Genomic DNA, 14,041 nt, shown 5'->3' on the forward strand with positions numbered 1-14,041 from the left:
CAGGCACCCCCGTACCCCACTCACATTACACAGACCGTAACGCAAACGGGCAGACACATGACCTCGTTGCGGACACGAGTCGCGTTACACACCCGACCTGGGAGAACACACCCGCCTCCCGGGTGTCTTATGAACGATCGTTGGTCTCACTAGTGTCGCGTGTCGTTAATTAGTTTAGGGTTGTTGGGTTGAGAGAATTGGTTATGGCTAATACTCCAGCCCCGGCCCTGGAACTGCGTGATGGTGATGCGGACGAGCTCGATCAGTTGTTGAGGTCGACCACGACGTCGGCTGGTCTGGCGCGTCGGGCGCGGATCGTCGTGCTTGCTGCCGATGGGATGGCTAATACGCGAATCAGTGAGGCCGTCGGGACGTCGGTACCGACGGTCCTCAAGTGGCGTTCACGGTATCTCCAGGACGGACTCGATGGTCTGCTCGACGCTGAAAGGACCGGTCGCCCAAGGTATCTCAATCACGCCGATGTCGTGTCGGCGACGTTGATGCCGCCACCGAGAAAGTACGGGGTCACGCATTGGTCCTCGCGGCTGCTGGCCGGGCACCTCGGAATCGGGCGTGTCAGATGGTTTGTGTAAGCGGTGAGGTTCAACCCTGAAGGGAACCGCTGTAGTGACTGTCAATCATGATGTGAGCGTGGATGATTCGCGTGCAGAGAAACGCCGTCGGCAGACCGAGATGGCCAACGAACTGATCGCCTCGGGAGCACTCGACGACGTGTTCGCTCGGATCGATGCCGGAGAACCGGTCGGCGGGCAGGACGGCCTGCTGAACTCGCTACTCAAAGCGACCCTCGAACGAGGCCTGAACACCGAGCTGACCGAGCACCTCGGCTACGAGGCCGGGGACCCGGATGCAGCGTCGTTTCCGAACTCCCGCAACGGATACGCCGCCAAAACCGTGGCGACCGAGATCGGCGATGTGGCGTTGTCGGTCCCGCGGGACCGCGACGGCAGCTTCACCCCGATGCTGGTCCGCAAGGGCCAACGCCGCCTCGACGGCCTCGATGCGATGATCGTCTCGCTCTACGCCGGCGCCATGACGATCCGCGACATCCAACATCATCTCGCGTCGACGATCGGCACCGACCTGTCGCACGAGACGATCTCGAAGATCACCGAGGAAGTCGCCGACGAGGTCGCCAAATGGCAGACCCGCGACCTCGAAGCGCTGTATCCGGTGATCTACCTCGATGCGATCATCGTCAAGATCCGCGATGGCGGACACGTGCGCAACAAGGCCGCCCACCTCGCCGTCGGCGTCGATATGGAGGGCGTTAAGCACGTCCTAGGGATCTGGATTCAGCAGACCGAGGGCGCCAAATTCTGGGCCGCCGTATGCGCCGAACTACGCAATCGCGGGGTCGAGGACGTCTTGATCGTGTGCTGCGACGGCCTGACCGGGTTCGCCGAGGCCGTAGAGGCGACCTGGCCGCAGGCGACCGTTCAGACATGTGTGGTGCACCTGATCCGGGCATCGATGCGGTTCGTCGGCTACGGCGACCGCAAAGCCGTCGCCGCATTACTCAAGCCGATCTACCAGGCCTCGACCGAACAGGCCGCTGCCGATGCGTTGGATGCGTTCGCCGACTCCGACCTCGGTCGCAAGTACCCCTCGGCGGTCAAGACCTTCCGGGACGCGTGGGAGCGGTTCATTCCGTTCCTGGCGTTCCCGCCAGAGCTGCGGCGGGTCATCTACACCACCAACAGCATCGAATCGTTGAACTACCAGCTGCGCAAGGTCACCAAGAACCGTGGGCACTTCCCGAACGATCAAGCCGCGATGAAGCTGCTGTGGATGGCGATCTGCAACATCGAAGACAAACGCGCCCGCGACCGCGCCAAGGAACGCGGCCTGCCCGCCGCCCAACGCCGAGCCTCCGGACGACTCGTCGAAGGCGCGGTCACGACCAACTGGAAACGCGCCCTCGAGCAACTCTCACTCGCGTATCCAGACCGTATCAACCATCACTTGTAGATCGAATACCTAATCGACTTACACAGAAAAGTTGACAAGCTCTCGGAATCGGGAACGCCACGGTCGCCCGCGCCTGGCGTGAGTACGGCGTTCAGCCGTGGCGATCGGGAACATTCAAGTTCTCCACCGATCCGCAGCTGATCGCCAAGGTCACCGATGTCGTCGGCCTGTACCTGGAACCACCGGAGAACGCGATCGTGTTGTGCGTGGACGAGAAATCGCAGATCCAGGCCCTCGATCGCACGGCCCCGATGCTGCCGACACAGCCAGGGCAGATCGAACGCCGCACCCACGACTACAAACGCCACGGCACCACCACCTTGTTCGCGGCCCTGCAGATCGCCACCGGGCAAGTCACCGCCGCGGTCAAACCGCGACATCGCCACCAGGAGTTCCTGGCGTTTCTACGGCAGATCGACCGCGCCTACCCCGGCCAGGAACTGCATCTGGTCATGGACAACTACGCCACCCACAAGAAGGCCGAAGTCCGCGACTGGCTCGCCCAGCACCCGAACATCACAGCCCACTTCACCCCGACCTCCGGGTCATGGCTCAACCTCGTCGAGGTCTGGTTCGGCATCATCGACCGACAAGCCATCCGCCGAGGTGTCTTCACCTCAGTCAAAGACCTCAACGCGAAGATCCGGGCATTCATCAACGGCTGGAACGACCGCAAACACCCCTTCGTATGGACCAAAACCGCCGAGGACATTCTGAAGAAAGCCCAACCGAAAACTAATTAACGACACGCGACACTAGGAGCTGTCTGATTCCATCCCGCTGGCAGACGGCTGTGACGAATTTGCTGCGATAGCCAGACCAGAAACTCCTCGTAGCCGACTAAATCATACTTCCAGTCCCAATCTCCGCCATCCGCACAGGAAATCTCCGCACCTGCTGGGCTTACACCGAGATAAATCTTCGGAAGATTCATTCCACCAAGCGCCCTGTGGATAGAATGACATATTTGGTACCCCACCATCACATCCGCAGCGGCCGCGAGGATGTCTACACTGCCAGTAATCTCCTCAATCCGAGGCAGTACCGCAAGAACTCTCGCATATCCAGCCGCTATGCTTTCCCCCTCCTTCAGATCAAAAGGAGGAAGCTCTGTGGATATACGGACAGCGTTGTTTAAAATCCACTCAATGAGACGATCGACTTCCATCGACTCATGCAGAATGTCCACCTCTTTACCCGTAGCGTCCTCTACCAAGAAGATCCTCGTCACCGGGTAGTCAATGCTATCCTGAGATCCATTCGGAGCCGCCTTCTCCATCCTTAAACGATAGCCCACTCTATTTTCCGCCCTTCTCAATAGCTAGTTCGAGATCCTTGGGAGTTTGCTTGAGCATCTTCTTGATATTAAGATCCGGGTTCCGCTCTCTGAGATCCTTCAGCCTCGTCCGAGTAAGCACAGACACACAGGAAACCCGACGACAGCACGACGCCCTCGACCCGATCTGCATCACCGTGTTCGAAGAGAAAGTCTCCGGCACGCTCAGCGTGGACAAACGCCCCGGCCTCCTCCGAGCGTTGGGCTACCTACGCCCCGACGACCTACTGACCGTGCTCGAAGTCGACCGCCTCGGCCGCAACCTCCTCGAGGGCCTATTCGTACTCAACGAGCTATTCGAACGCGGCGTCGGCGTCAAAGTACTCACCGGCATCGCAGCAGGCGAACACACCGAACGCAGCCTCATCCTCGATCTCGCCCTAGCCCTGGCCGAAGACCGCCGACGCGACATCAGCCGCAAAACCCGCAACGGCCTGGAAGCAGCACGCCGACGCGGCACAACCGGCGGACGCCCCACCGTGGTCGACCCCGACAAACGCGCCGCAATCCTCGCCCGACACACCACCGGCCAATCAATACGCGAGATAGCCCGAGGCGTCGGAATATCAGTCGGCGCCGTCCACCGCATCATCACCGAAAACCGAAACCAACCACCCCATACCCGACAAGCCCACGACAACACTGGCCCAAACGACACACCGACGAGTGATCATCCGCAACCAGGAACCCACAACACTGGTGCGGACACGAATCGCACCACACGCCCGACCTTGTAGAACGCACCCGCACCCCGGATGTCTGATTCCATTTCTACTGCATCGCAATGCCCTCGATCCGCAGCATTAGAGCATCCGTGAGCAGCTGATGAGCGGCCGCCCCAACCGAGTACATCGAACGTTACAGACCCGCGCCGGCATCCATCCCTTCAGGCAGGCGTCCTTGACGAATTTCCTGCGATAGCCAGACCAGAAACTCCTCGTAGCCGACTAAATCATACTTCCAGTCCCACTCTCCGCCATCCGCACAGGAAATCTCCGCACCTGCCGGGCTTACACCAAGATAAATCTCAGGAAAGTTCATTCCACCAAGCGCCCTGTCGATAGAATGAGATAGTTGGTACCCCACCATCACATCCGCAGCAGCCGCGAGGATGTCTACACTGCCAGTAATCTCCTCAATTTGAGGCAGTACCGCAAGAACTCTCGCATACCCAGCCGCTATGCTTTCCCCCTCCTTCAGATCAAAAGGAGGAAGCTCTGTGGATATACGGACAGCGTTTTTTAGAATCCACTCGTTGAGTCGGCCGATTTCTAGTGGTTCATGCAGAATATCCACCTCCTTCCCCGTAGCATCCTCTACCAAGAAGAGCCTTATTGTCGGATAGTAAATACTATCCTGATACCCATTCGGAGCCGTCTTCTCCATCCTTAAACGATAGACCACTCTATTTTCCGCCCTTCTCAATAGCTCGTTCGAGATCCTTGGGAGTTTGCTTGAGCATCTTCTTGATATTAATATCCGGGTTCCGCTCTCTGAGATCCTTCAGCACCTTACCGGGAACCCTGCTTCCAGGCACGGGGTATCCATGCCAACCTCCAGTTTGATCCGGCTGAAACTCATACACTCGACCATCCTTGTACCCATACCTTTTATCGCCCGAAGAAATCGAGTCATCGAGAATCCTCTGGGCTTCAGGAGGCGACTGGTCCATAAGTGTACCCTGCCTGCCGTGGTGGGGCATACTCTTCTGATGCTTGTCCGTGGGCTTGTATTTAGGTGCATCTTCGGGAGGGTTATCAGCAAAGAACTTTGCAATTACACTCGCGATCGCAGAAGCAGGATTACTAATGAAGTCTGGGAGCTTTTCTGTAAGCAGGCTCGGTATCTTATCGCGATGATCGTACAGCCATTTAATGCCGTACTCGGCAATTAGTGCGGCCATTGCCGCCGTCACGAACGCCGTTATTACTGAGCCAACGAGAAAATCGTCGATTCCGAATAGTATCGGTCGTACTCCAAAAGTGTTGTTCTCCGATTCAGGCTGCTGACCCAACTCCAACCCCGGGTCGATTTCACGATCCGGTGCTGGCTGCGGTGTGCCTGTGCCTGGTCCTTGGCCGGGCCCGTCCCCTGATCCGGTTCCACCGCTGATACCCCCAGAAGGTCCTTGAGGCTGGGGTTGCGGTGCCGGTTCGGGTTGCGGTGCAGGAGCCGGTTCGGGTTGCGGTGCAGGAGCCGGTTCGGGTTGCGGTGCAGGAGCCGGTTCGGGTTGCGGCTGCGGGGCAGGAGCAGGTCCCGGCTGCGGATCGGGTTCGGGCGGCGGTGCAGCCTGCTGCTGAGCATCGGGTATCCCGTCGCCGTTGAGATCTTCCGGGGTGCACGGGTGGATCGTCTGCGGCGGTAGAACCGCAGGGTCGGCCAGGATCGGGTACAGCGCGTTCTCAGCGGGTTCGACGTGCTGGATGAGATCACCGTTCTCATCCACGGTGTACCAGGTCTTCTGCGGCCGCCCTGCCGCGTCGAAGGCCCACGGCCGCGCGATCTGGCGTACCACGTTTCCGTCTTTGTCGTAGATGGTGGCTGATCCATCCGGGTTGACCTCGGTGTGCCCGCCCGGGGGAACGTTCATCGCGAACCGGTAGGTGTTCGGGGAGGTTTCGTCGTGGATCAACACCATCCGGGATGGTCCGACCTCGGCCCTGGTCGACCCGCCACGCGAGAGGAGTGAACGAGCCCGAGGGCTCGCTGCGGCGACCGCGGCCGCGCCGGCGATCGCCCACACCGGCAACGGAATCGACCCACCACCATCACCACCATCACCACCATCGGATGGTGTCAAGAGCGCACGATCAGAGGCGTCGTCGGGTTCGGGTTGCCCAGCCGGTACCTGTGCCGGCGCGCTCGTCCGCCCGGGACGCGGTTCGACACCGTCTCGATCAGTCCCACGAGTACCGCTCGAGTTCGGGCCGATGGTGGTCGGCGCTGGCGCCTGAGTTCGACCGCCACTGCCGCTGTTGTTCGGCGTGGTGTGGCCGGGCTGGTTCGGGGTGGGGGTGCCGCCGATGATGGGTGTGCCGTTGCCCTGCCCGGGTCCGGGGCCTGGGTCGCCGCCGATGACCGGTCCGTTCCCCGAAGGAGCACCCGGCGCGTTCGGCGCGCTCGGCTGCGTCGGCATGGTCGGTGGTGGGGTGTAGGTCGGAACGCTGATGCAGGGCCAGTTCGGCCCGTATTGGGCGCGCATCTGATCACACAATGCATCCGCACCAGCTGCCCCGCTACCGGTGAGTCCGGCGACCAACAGTGTCCCGGTGAACCCGAGGACCCCTACGCCTGCTGCGAGTGCTGCACCACGACGACCGCCCTGACCACTACGGCGTGTGTTCCCACGTGTGGTGCTCATGGTTGGTCCTTGCCGCGTACCGCACTCCAGATGGCATCGACACCGCCCCAGAACCAGCGGCCGCCGATCGACATCACCATGAAGAACGCGAGGAACACCAGGACGGTCCCGTAATCATCTCCCCAGCGGGCCAGGTTCGGCAGATTCCATGCCGCGATCACCAGAATCGCGCACCCGGCAATGAACAACAGCATCGTCCACACCGATACCGACCGATCCCCATCCGGTGAGCCATCAACACTGTCTGTCGGCGGCACCGCTGAGTTGGTCGCCGACGAGGCAACGCTGGACCCCAGGTCCTCCTGTGCCCTCAGGTCCTCCTGTGCCTGGCGTGCATGCTTAGGCCGTTCCTGCGTGGGCTGCTGGTCTATTAGTGGTTGCGTGCTGGTGTTGATGCTCATGGTCAGTTCCCCGTTTCTGGATATCAAAGCGATCCGGCGCGCGTTGCTGACCATCGAGCCCGTGTCATCTGGTCGCAATCGCCGTTGAGAGACAGTCGCGGCTACAGCAGGTGGGGTTTGCCGTACAGGTTGAAGGTGTTGTCGTTCGCTTTAGTGGTCATCGCGACCCGCACGTAGGCACGTACAGCCGGGCGGGCCCCGACGCATCCGGAAATCTCCACCCGAACACCCTCTAGGCGCACCCCGGCCGAGGGTCCTTGCAGGGGTTTCTGCCCGAACGGAACATCAACGGACACACCGTTCTTCAAGGTGGTTGAGATGTTGGGCATCACCTGTGCACCGAGCACGATCGCGGGCGGATACGAGATCGACATCTGCGCGGTCGGGCCACCAGCGACACCGACATTGACCCCGTCCATCTGCCATTGACACGACACCTGAAAACCCGTCGACACCACCGCCGCATCGACCGGAACCCTCCCGGCACCGTGTGCGGCCCCGCGCAACGACAGGAACGCCTCATACGAGCCATGACCACGACTCAGGGCTGGCACGCTGCGGATCTTCTCCCCCGACCTCGACAACGTCACCGTCCAGCCATCATCGGAATGCCGGGTCACTGTCTTGTCAGCAAACGATCGCGTCGGCGCCGCCGACGCTCCGCCAGCAGTGACCACTCCCGCGAGGGTCAGTATGATCGTGCCGATCAGACTGACCGCAATAATGTGTCGCAGTCTCGTCATCGACCGTGTCCCACCCGTTTCTCTCACGCATATGTGCAGGCCAGTGAGCAGAAGCGATACACGATCCCCTCAGGTGTCGACCAGAACGGTGACACCCGTTCGAGAGCACAATGACCGATCCCCCACAGGAACACCCAGGCAAACGATTCCCCGAAACCGTCCCAACTGAGTACATCGAACGCTACAGCTCGACACCACCATCCAGTTACCTCAGAGCTACTATTGTGACGCAGATCATCCAGGTGGTGCGGAAGATCCCGCGCCCGGTAAGTCACCGCTCAAGGACTCACCGCTATTGCTGTGGCTGGTGATCACAGCGCGTGACGGGTTCAAGGGGCATGCCACCGGGGGGCGGTGAGTTGGTACCCGTCAGGTCCCAGTGGCTGTAGGTGGTGATGCCGTGGCGACGTCGTGCGGTTTCGGCTGCTCTGAAGTCGTCGTAGTAGGCGGATCGATCCTGGTAGTCGCCATGCTTTTCAGCAGCCGCCGGACCAGCCGGATGGCCTGGTCGAGGTCAGCGGCCAAGTATCCGCCGGCGCGACGTGGTCGGTCAGGAGTTGTGGACCAGCCTTCGGGGGATGTGGTCGCCGTACCCATGCCGGTGTTCGAGCGTCCGCGCGCCACCTGGCGGCCAGGATGGCCCCCTGTGGGTCTACTCGCCGTCGCCGCGCCCGTTTGTCGTGGCTGTGGTCGCGCGCGGAGCGCGTCCGTTCTTCCCGACATCGTCGGGCCCATCGTTTAGTGAGTACGCCGTATCTGGAGCTTCGCTCCCTACGGGACCACTTCGCAGACGGAGTGTCACCATCAACAGAATGGCTCGGTCACGGGGTGGGTGTAGTGCGCATTCGGAGGCCCAGCCGCGTGCTACGTCTCCGCTACGCCAGGATGCGTGGCGTTCGGTGAGGGTACGTTGGTGGCCGCGAACGACCTCGGCGGCTAGGCCGGTCAGGCGCAGGAACAAGGTGTCGCGTTGGGCCACGCGGCGGCTGACTTTCGCCACGCGGGCCGAGAGATCGATGCCAGGGCGGCGTTTGCGGCCGTGCGGTAATCGGCCAACGCGGCACGGACAGGTGCTACGCGCAGAGTGTCATTGGATAGTCTCCCCCTGCCCCGGTTGTCGCAGAAGCAACCGGAACCCGTAGGTGCAGTCTCCAAGAGTCCTCTGTACCGTCACGTCATGACCGACACCGTTCACACGTCGTCGGACGTCGCGCGATGAGCGACGTCGCGCAGCAGTGGGCGGCCAGTGGGCTCGCCTATCTGACCGGCGATCCGAACGGCCCCCCGGACTTCTCCCGCGCGCGAATACTGACCCACGCGGCGAGCCTCGCCGAACCCCTTGGTCACGACGCCGCCGCACTGCTCGCCGGCCGCGCCTCGATGATGCGGGTGCGACGACGCGGCACCGTCTCCGCGGGAGAGGGCAGCCGTCTCATGCGGGCACGCGACGGCTGGGTCACCGCCACTCTCTCGCGCGAGGTGGATCACGACTCCATCCCGGCTATCGTCGAATCCGACTGTGCCGCAGAAGATCCCTGGCAGGCACTCGCCGCGTTCGCCGCCAGGTCGAGTGCCGAGAGCTTCGTCGAGCGGGTTCAGCTCCTCGGCGTTCCCGGAGCACGGCTCGGGGCGGTCTCGCCCGCAGTTCCGCGCGTCACCGAGCTGTGGCCGCGCGCCGAGCGGCGCCTCGGTGCCGACCTCCTGGTGGTCGACCTGTCGTCGATGTGGGCGGGGCCTCTGTGCGGGATGATCCTGGGCGGTCTCGGCGCCACCGTCGTGAAGGTCGAGAGCCCGCGCCGACCCGACGGCACCCGCCGCGGCGTCCCCGCGTTCTTCACCTGGATGAACGGCGGCAAGCATGTGTACAACGCCGATCCGCGCGAGGACACATCCGCCGTCGCCCGCCTGATCGACGCCGCCGACGTCGTCATCGAGGCGTCACGACCGCGGGCCCTGGCCCAGGTCGGTCTCGACGCCGACCGTCGACCGCCCCGCGCAGGACGGGTATGGGTCCGCATCACCGGATACGGTCCCGACCACCCGGACCGCGTGGCGTTCGGCGACGACGCCGCGATCGCGGGCGGGCTCGTCGGCGTCGGAGCGCACGGTCCCGTGTTCTGCGGCGACGCGATCGCCGACCCGTTGACCGGCATCACCGCCGCGCACCACGTCGTCGAGTCGTTGGGTCGCGGCGGCGGCGAGGTCATCGACGTGGCGATGGCGCAGGTCGCCGCCACCTACGCCGCCCTTCCGACGACCGGGGCACCGAACCCGATGCCACCGATCCTCACTCCCGCACCTCCGACCGTGTCGGTGAGCGCGCCGCCGACCGCCGCGACCGTCGAAGCCCTCGTCCGCAGCCGATCGTCCGCGCCGTGCTGATCGTCGGCGGGTCCCTCATCGACGGTCGTCGCGCCGATGTGCGGATCGTCGGCGACCGTATCGTCGCGGTGGCCCCGGACATCTCTCCGGTCGACGACGAAGTGATCGACCTCGCCGGCGGCACCGTCCTGCCCGGCCTTCACGACCATCACGTTCACCTGCGCGCGATGGCCGCGGCCGCGCAGTCCGTGCGCGTCGGTCCCGCGCACGTCCGCGGCCGGGAGGGCCTCCGCGCTGCCCTGCGCACCGCCGAACCGGACGCCGCCGGGTGGATCCGCGGCGTCGGCTACTACGAAACTGTCTCGGGCGATCTCGATCGCCATGTACTCGACGAGGTCGAACCGCATCGACCGGTGCGCGTCCAACACCGCACCGGCGCGATGTGGTTCGTCAACACGGCGGGCCTGCGCCGACTCGGCATCGCCGACCACGAGACCGGCCGCCTGTATCGAGAGGATCGCGCTCTCGCCACGCACACCCGCGGCGCGGACCCCGGCCCGGCCGAGATCAGCAGACAGTTGCTCTCCTACGGTGTCACCGGAGTCACTGAGGCGACTCCCGACCTCACCGACGACGACGTCGCCTACCTGCACCGATCACTGACCGACGAGACCCTCCGACAACGCGTCCACCTACTGCGCGCTCCCGCACCGCCACGCCATCCTCGCCTGAGCTTCGGGCCGACCAAACGCATCATCGACGACGACGTCGAACTCGTCGAGTTCACCGATTGGCTGGTGGCACAACGTGCAGCCGGCCGCGCCGTCGCCGTGCATTGTGTGACGACGTTCCAGTTGGTCGTGACGATCACCGCGCTACAGACAGTCGGCACCGTGCCAGGCGACCGCATCGAGCACGCCGCCGTCGTCCCCCACGAGTTACTCACCGTCGTCGCCGATCTGGGCGTCGTCGTCGTGACTCAGCCGAACTTCGTCGCCGAACGCGGCGACGAGTACCTCGCCGACGTCGCCGCATCCGAGCATCCCGGCCTGTGGCGCCTCGCGTCGCTCGTCGCGGCCGGAATCCCCGTCGCGGGCAGCACCGACGCACCGTTCGGCGATCACGATCCCTGGGCCGCGATGCGCGCGGCCTGCACACGGCAGACACCGTCGGGAGCCACACTCGGCCTCGGTGAACGGCTGAGTCGGCGAGCAGCACTCGAACTGTTCCTCGGCAGCCCGGAGACGCCGGCCGTCCCGCGCAGGGTAGAGGTCGGCGCGACGGCCGATCTGTGTCTGCTCGACGTGTCGCCAGACGAGGTGCTGAACGAATTCACCGCGGACGCTGTCACGCGCACCGTCATCGGCGGCACCTGAACCCGCTCACTCCTGCGAGCGACGCGCCGCGTACACCGCCTCGTACTTGCGTCTGGCCGACTCGGCGGCGGCCTGCTGCTTCTGCGTGAGCGGCGAGTTGCCCAGACCATGCTTCTGCAGGCGCCGGACACGATTCTGGTCCTTGTACGAGACGGAGAAGATGAAGGCGAGCGAAGCCGAGAGCAGCACCATCATCGCGCGGATCCACCATTCGCCCGGGAACCCGAAGTACAGCACCAGGTAGATCGGGACGAAGCACGCCTGTGCGCGCAGCAGATGCCGCGGGGTCGCGAACCGACCGGTCAGATCGTTGTGGACCCACTCGATCTGAGAGTCAGGGAGCTTCGCGCCGTAGGCGTACGCGATCCACTGAAACGGATTGGGGCGACTGCTCATGTCGACACTCCTCGGCCTCGGGTGCGCTCGACCCTGATATTAGATCGCGCACTATCTAATATTGCACAATTCTTCACACTATTCAATAGTGCGCTACCTATTGGGGCTAGACTGTGTCCATGACCACCGAGATCGACGGCAATCCACTGCTCCTCCACCGCCAGGTGTGCTTCGCGGTCGCGGTCGCCAATCGGTCGATCCTGAAGATCTACCGGCGAATCCTCGAACCACTGGGACTCACTCACCCGCAGTATCTGGTGATGCTCGCGCTGTGGGAGACCTCGCCGCTTCCGGTGAAGGAGATCGGGCGACTGCTGCAGCTCGACTCCGCGACCCTGTCGCCGCTTCTGAAGCGCCTCGAGAACAACGGGCTGATCAGCAGACGGCGCAGCGTCGACGACGAGCGCAGCGTCGACATCGTCCTGACCGATGCGGGCATGGCTCTGCGGGAGCAGGCGCTCGGCGTTCCCGGAGAAGTGGTGGACACGCTCGGCGTCGACCTGGCCGATCTCGAAGAGTTGCACGCCGTACTGACCAAGGTGAACGCGGCGGCGCTGCGCGCGGACGCCGCATCGCACTGACGTCGTCCCGCACGGGTGCGGTCTCGCACTGACCGACGAACCTCACGATTGCCGAGACCGCGGGTACCGGGAGTAGAACTTGAATCTGTGAAACCCTCCTCCTCCCCGTGCACCCGCGACCTCGGGGAGGAGACCCGTTGAACACCGGCCGGTCGCTCGTGCCCTCGCTCATGTACGCCGCGCTGACGACGTCGGTGGTCAGTTCGCTCGGCATGCTCCTGGTGCCCTCGATCGCGTCCGCGCTGAACGTGTCGGTGAGTGCCGCTCAGTGGATGCTCACGGTGAACCTCCTGGTCGGTGCCGTCGCCACCCCCATCATGGGCCGACTGTCCGACGGCAAGAACGCCAAGCGCCTGCTGATGATCTCGCTGGCGGTGATCCTCGTCGGGTCGATCGTCGCGGCAGCCGCTCCGACGTTCACCGTGTTCCTGATCGGCCGCGCCCTCCAGGGCCTGACCTACGGCATCGTGCCGGTGACGATCGTTCTGGCACGACGGCACCTCGGCGCCGGTCGCGCCGATCCGGCGATCTCGTCGCTCTCGGTGACGGTCGCGACCGGCCTCGGCCTCGGCTATCCGCTGACCGGCATGATGGCCAGTCTGCTCGACTACCGGGTGGCTTTCTGGTTCGCCGCCGCGTTCGTGGTGACCGCGCTCGTCGTCGTGTGGCGATGGATCCCGGCCGACGGCGAGCTGGGCACCACGCGCCCCTTCGACACGATCGGTGCGGCTCTCCTCTCCACCGGCCTGGCCGCACTGCTCATCGCGGTCAGCGAAGGGTCGCACTGGGGGTGGGTCTCACCGGCGACGATCGGCGTCGGGCTGATCGGCGTCGTCGCGCTGATCGTGTGGGCGACGGTCGAACTCCGTTTCCACGATCCGCTGATCAATCTGCACGTGGTCCGCACGCCCGACGTGCTGCTGGCCAACCTGACCGCGATCAGTCTCGGCGCGGCGATGTACATGAGCCTGTCGACGATCAGCATCATCGCGCAGGCCCCGAAGGCCAGCGGGTACGGCCTGGAGCTGCCGTTGTTCTGGGCCGGTTTCGTGATGCTGCCGCTGTCGATCGGCAGCCTGATCGGCAACCGGGTGGTGCGCCGCCTCGTCCAGCGCTTCGGTCCCGCGTCGATGACGGCGATGCTGCCCGGCGGATCGTCGTTGATGGCGGCGTCGGCGCTGATGATCTGGCTGACCAACGACCGACTGTGGGAGGTCCTGCTCGGGATGGCGCTGTTCGGTCTCGGCATGGGGTCGGCCTACGCCGCCATGCCGACACTCATCGCACGCAACGTCGCGATCTCCGAGGTCGGCAGCGCCGTCAGCTTCAACCAGGTCCTGCGCACCGTCGGCGGCGCCGTCGGCAGTGCGATCGTCGGCTCGGTGCTCGCCGCGAGTCCCGGCGAGCACGGCATCAGCGTCGCCCTCGGCGTCGCCGCGGTGACCGCGACCATCGTGTTCGCGGCCCTGTTGATCAACCAGGTCGCCGCCGGACGGACCGCCGAGAAGACGTGAGCGGTAGCAAGGCGGCGGA

At 63.9% G+C, this 14,041-nt stretch carries 13 protein-coding genes and 1 pseudogene; 8 read left to right on the forward strand and 6 right to left on the reverse strand.

Features of this window, described 5'->3' with window-relative positions:
* Positions 1 to 203 precede the first annotated feature (203 nt).
* From BKA16_RS00960 to BKA16_RS00970, 3 genes and pseudogenes are all read left to right on the forward strand, one after another.
* On the forward strand, positions 204 to 593 hold the full coding sequence (locus tag BKA16_RS00960; RefSeq protein ID WP_183368810.1) for a helix-turn-helix domain-containing protein: 390 nt from the start codon (positions 204 to 206) through the stop codon (positions 591 to 593).
* A gap of 100 nt (positions 594 to 693) precedes the next feature.
* A complete protein-coding gene (locus tag BKA16_RS00965) occupies positions 694 to 1,992 on the forward strand; it encodes an IS256 family transposase (RefSeq protein WP_183372813.1) in 1,299 nt (432 codons plus the stop codon).
* 41 nt (positions 1,993 to 2,033) lie between these two features.
* A pseudogene (locus tag BKA16_RS00970) lies at positions 2,034 to 2,735 on the forward strand (IS630 family transposase); the annotation flags it as partial.
* On the opposite strand, the gene BKA16_RS00975 reads toward BKA16_RS00970, so the two are convergent.
* Positions 2,732 to 3,271, reverse strand: a complete 540-nt coding sequence (locus BKA16_RS00975) for a hypothetical protein (protein WP_183368811.1) — start codon at positions 3,269 to 3,271, stop codon at positions 2,732 to 2,734. The pseudogene BKA16_RS00970 and the gene BKA16_RS00975 overlap by 4 nt on opposite strands.
* A 68-nt stretch (positions 3,272 to 3,339) precedes the next feature.
* On the opposite strand from BKA16_RS00975, the gene BKA16_RS00980 reads away from it, so the two are divergent.
* Entirely contained in the window at positions 3,340 to 4,065 is a 726-nt protein-coding gene (locus BKA16_RS00980) for a recombinase family protein (protein WP_246371563.1), read from the forward strand.
* Positions 4,066 to 4,186: 121 nt separating this feature from the next.
* Here the strand turns inward: BKA16_RS00980 and BKA16_RS00985 are convergent, their stop codons facing one another.
* The 4 genes from BKA16_RS00985 to BKA16_RS01000 all read right to left on the reverse strand — a co-directional run bounded on the left by BKA16_RS00985 (position 4,187) and on the right by BKA16_RS01000 (position 7,833).
* On the reverse strand, positions 4,187 to 4,714 hold the full coding sequence (locus BKA16_RS00985; protein WP_183368812.1) for a hypothetical protein: 528 nt from the start codon (positions 4,712 to 4,714) through the stop codon (positions 4,187 to 4,189).
* A gap of 19 nt (positions 4,715 to 4,733) precedes the next feature.
* Positions 4,734 to 5,963: a hypothetical protein gene (locus BKA16_RS00990; protein ID WP_183368813.1), complete on the reverse strand. Its 1,230-nt coding sequence runs from the start codon at positions 5,961 to 5,963 to the stop codon at positions 4,734 to 4,736.
* Positions 5,964 to 6,685: 722 nt separating this feature from the next.
* Positions 6,686 to 7,090 (reverse strand): hypothetical protein, encoded by a 405-nt coding sequence (locus tag BKA16_RS00995; protein ID WP_183368814.1) that lies wholly within the window; start codon positions 7,088 to 7,090, stop codon positions 6,686 to 6,688.
* Positions 7,091 to 7,191: 101 nt separating this feature from the next.
* Positions 7,192 to 7,833, reverse strand: a complete 642-nt coding sequence (locus BKA16_RS01000; RefSeq protein WP_183368815.1) for an MspA family porin — start codon at positions 7,831 to 7,833, stop codon at positions 7,192 to 7,194.
* A gap of 1,215 nt (positions 7,834 to 9,048) precedes the next feature.
* Between BKA16_RS01000 and BKA16_RS01005 the strand changes: the two genes are divergently transcribed.
* Entirely contained in the window at positions 9,049 to 10,215 is a 1,167-nt protein-coding gene (locus tag BKA16_RS01005; protein WP_183368816.1) for a CoA transferase, read from the forward strand.
* Complete coding sequence (locus tag BKA16_RS01010; RefSeq protein ID WP_183368817.1) at positions 10,209 to 11,531, forward strand: amidohydrolase family protein; 1,323 nt, start codon at positions 10,209 to 10,211, stop codon at positions 11,529 to 11,531. Before BKA16_RS01005 ends, BKA16_RS01010 begins: the two co-directional genes overlap by 7 nt.
* Before the next feature lie 6 nt (positions 11,532 to 11,537).
* Here BKA16_RS01010 and BKA16_RS01015 read toward each other — a convergent pair whose 3' ends face one another.
* Entirely contained in the window at positions 11,538 to 11,927 is a 390-nt protein-coding gene (locus BKA16_RS01015; RefSeq protein ID WP_183368818.1) for a DUF5313 family protein, read from the reverse strand.
* 119 nt (positions 11,928 to 12,046) lie between these two features.
* On the opposite strand from BKA16_RS01015, the gene BKA16_RS01020 reads away from it, so the two are divergent.
* Both BKA16_RS01020 and BKA16_RS01025 read left to right on the forward strand, forming a co-directional pair.
* Entirely contained in the window at positions 12,047 to 12,508 is a 462-nt protein-coding gene (locus tag BKA16_RS01020) for a MarR family winged helix-turn-helix transcriptional regulator (RefSeq protein ID WP_183368819.1), read from the forward strand.
* Positions 12,509 to 12,678: 170 nt separating this feature from the next.
* On the forward strand, positions 12,679 to 14,022 hold the full coding sequence (locus BKA16_RS01025; RefSeq protein ID WP_183372815.1) for an MFS transporter: 1,344 nt from the start codon (positions 12,679 to 12,681) through the stop codon (positions 14,020 to 14,022).
* Positions 14,023 to 14,041: the final 19 nt, after the last annotated feature.

This window comes from Gordonia humi (assembly GCF_014197435.1).
Lineage (GTDB): Bacteria > Actinomycetota > Actinomycetes > Mycobacteriales > Mycobacteriaceae > Gordonia > Gordonia humi.

Bases quoted from the DNA above. Each gene is read 5' to 3' on its own strand.
- BKA16_RS00960 (WP_183368810.1), top strand. From the start codon at position 204: ATGGCTAATACTCCAGCCCCGGCCCTGGAACTGCGTGATGGTGATGCG.
- BKA16_RS00965 (WP_183372813.1), top strand. From the start codon at position 694: ATGGCCAACGAACTGATCGCCTCGGGAGCACTCGACGACGTGTTCGCT.
- BKA16_RS00975 (WP_183368811.1), bottom strand. From the start codon at position 3,271: ATGGAGAAGGCGGCTCCGAATGGATCTCAGGATAGCATTGACTACCCG.
- BKA16_RS00985 (WP_183368812.1), bottom strand. From the start codon at position 4,714: ATGGAGAAGACGGCTCCGAATGGGTATCAGGATAGTATTTACTATCCG.
- BKA16_RS00995 (WP_183368814.1), bottom strand. From the start codon at position 7,090: ATGAGCATCAACACCAGCACGCAACCACTAATAGACCAGCAGCCCACG.
- BKA16_RS01000 (WP_183368815.1), bottom strand. From the start codon at position 7,833: ATGACGAGACTGCGACACATTATTGCGGTCAGTCTGATCGGCACGATC.
- BKA16_RS01005 (WP_183368816.1), top strand. From the start codon at position 9,049: ATGAGCGACGTCGCGCAGCAGTGGGCGGCCAGTGGGCTCGCCTATCTG.
- BKA16_RS01015 (WP_183368818.1), bottom strand. From the start codon at position 11,927: ATGAGCAGTCGCCCCAATCCGTTTCAGTGGATCGCGTACGCCTACGGC.
- BKA16_RS01020 (WP_183368819.1), top strand. From the start codon at position 12,047: ATGACCACCGAGATCGACGGCAATCCACTGCTCCTCCACCGCCAGGTG.
- BKA16_RS01025 (WP_183372815.1), top strand. From the start codon at position 12,679: ATGTACGCCGCGCTGACGACGTCGGTGGTCAGTTCGCTCGGCATGCTC.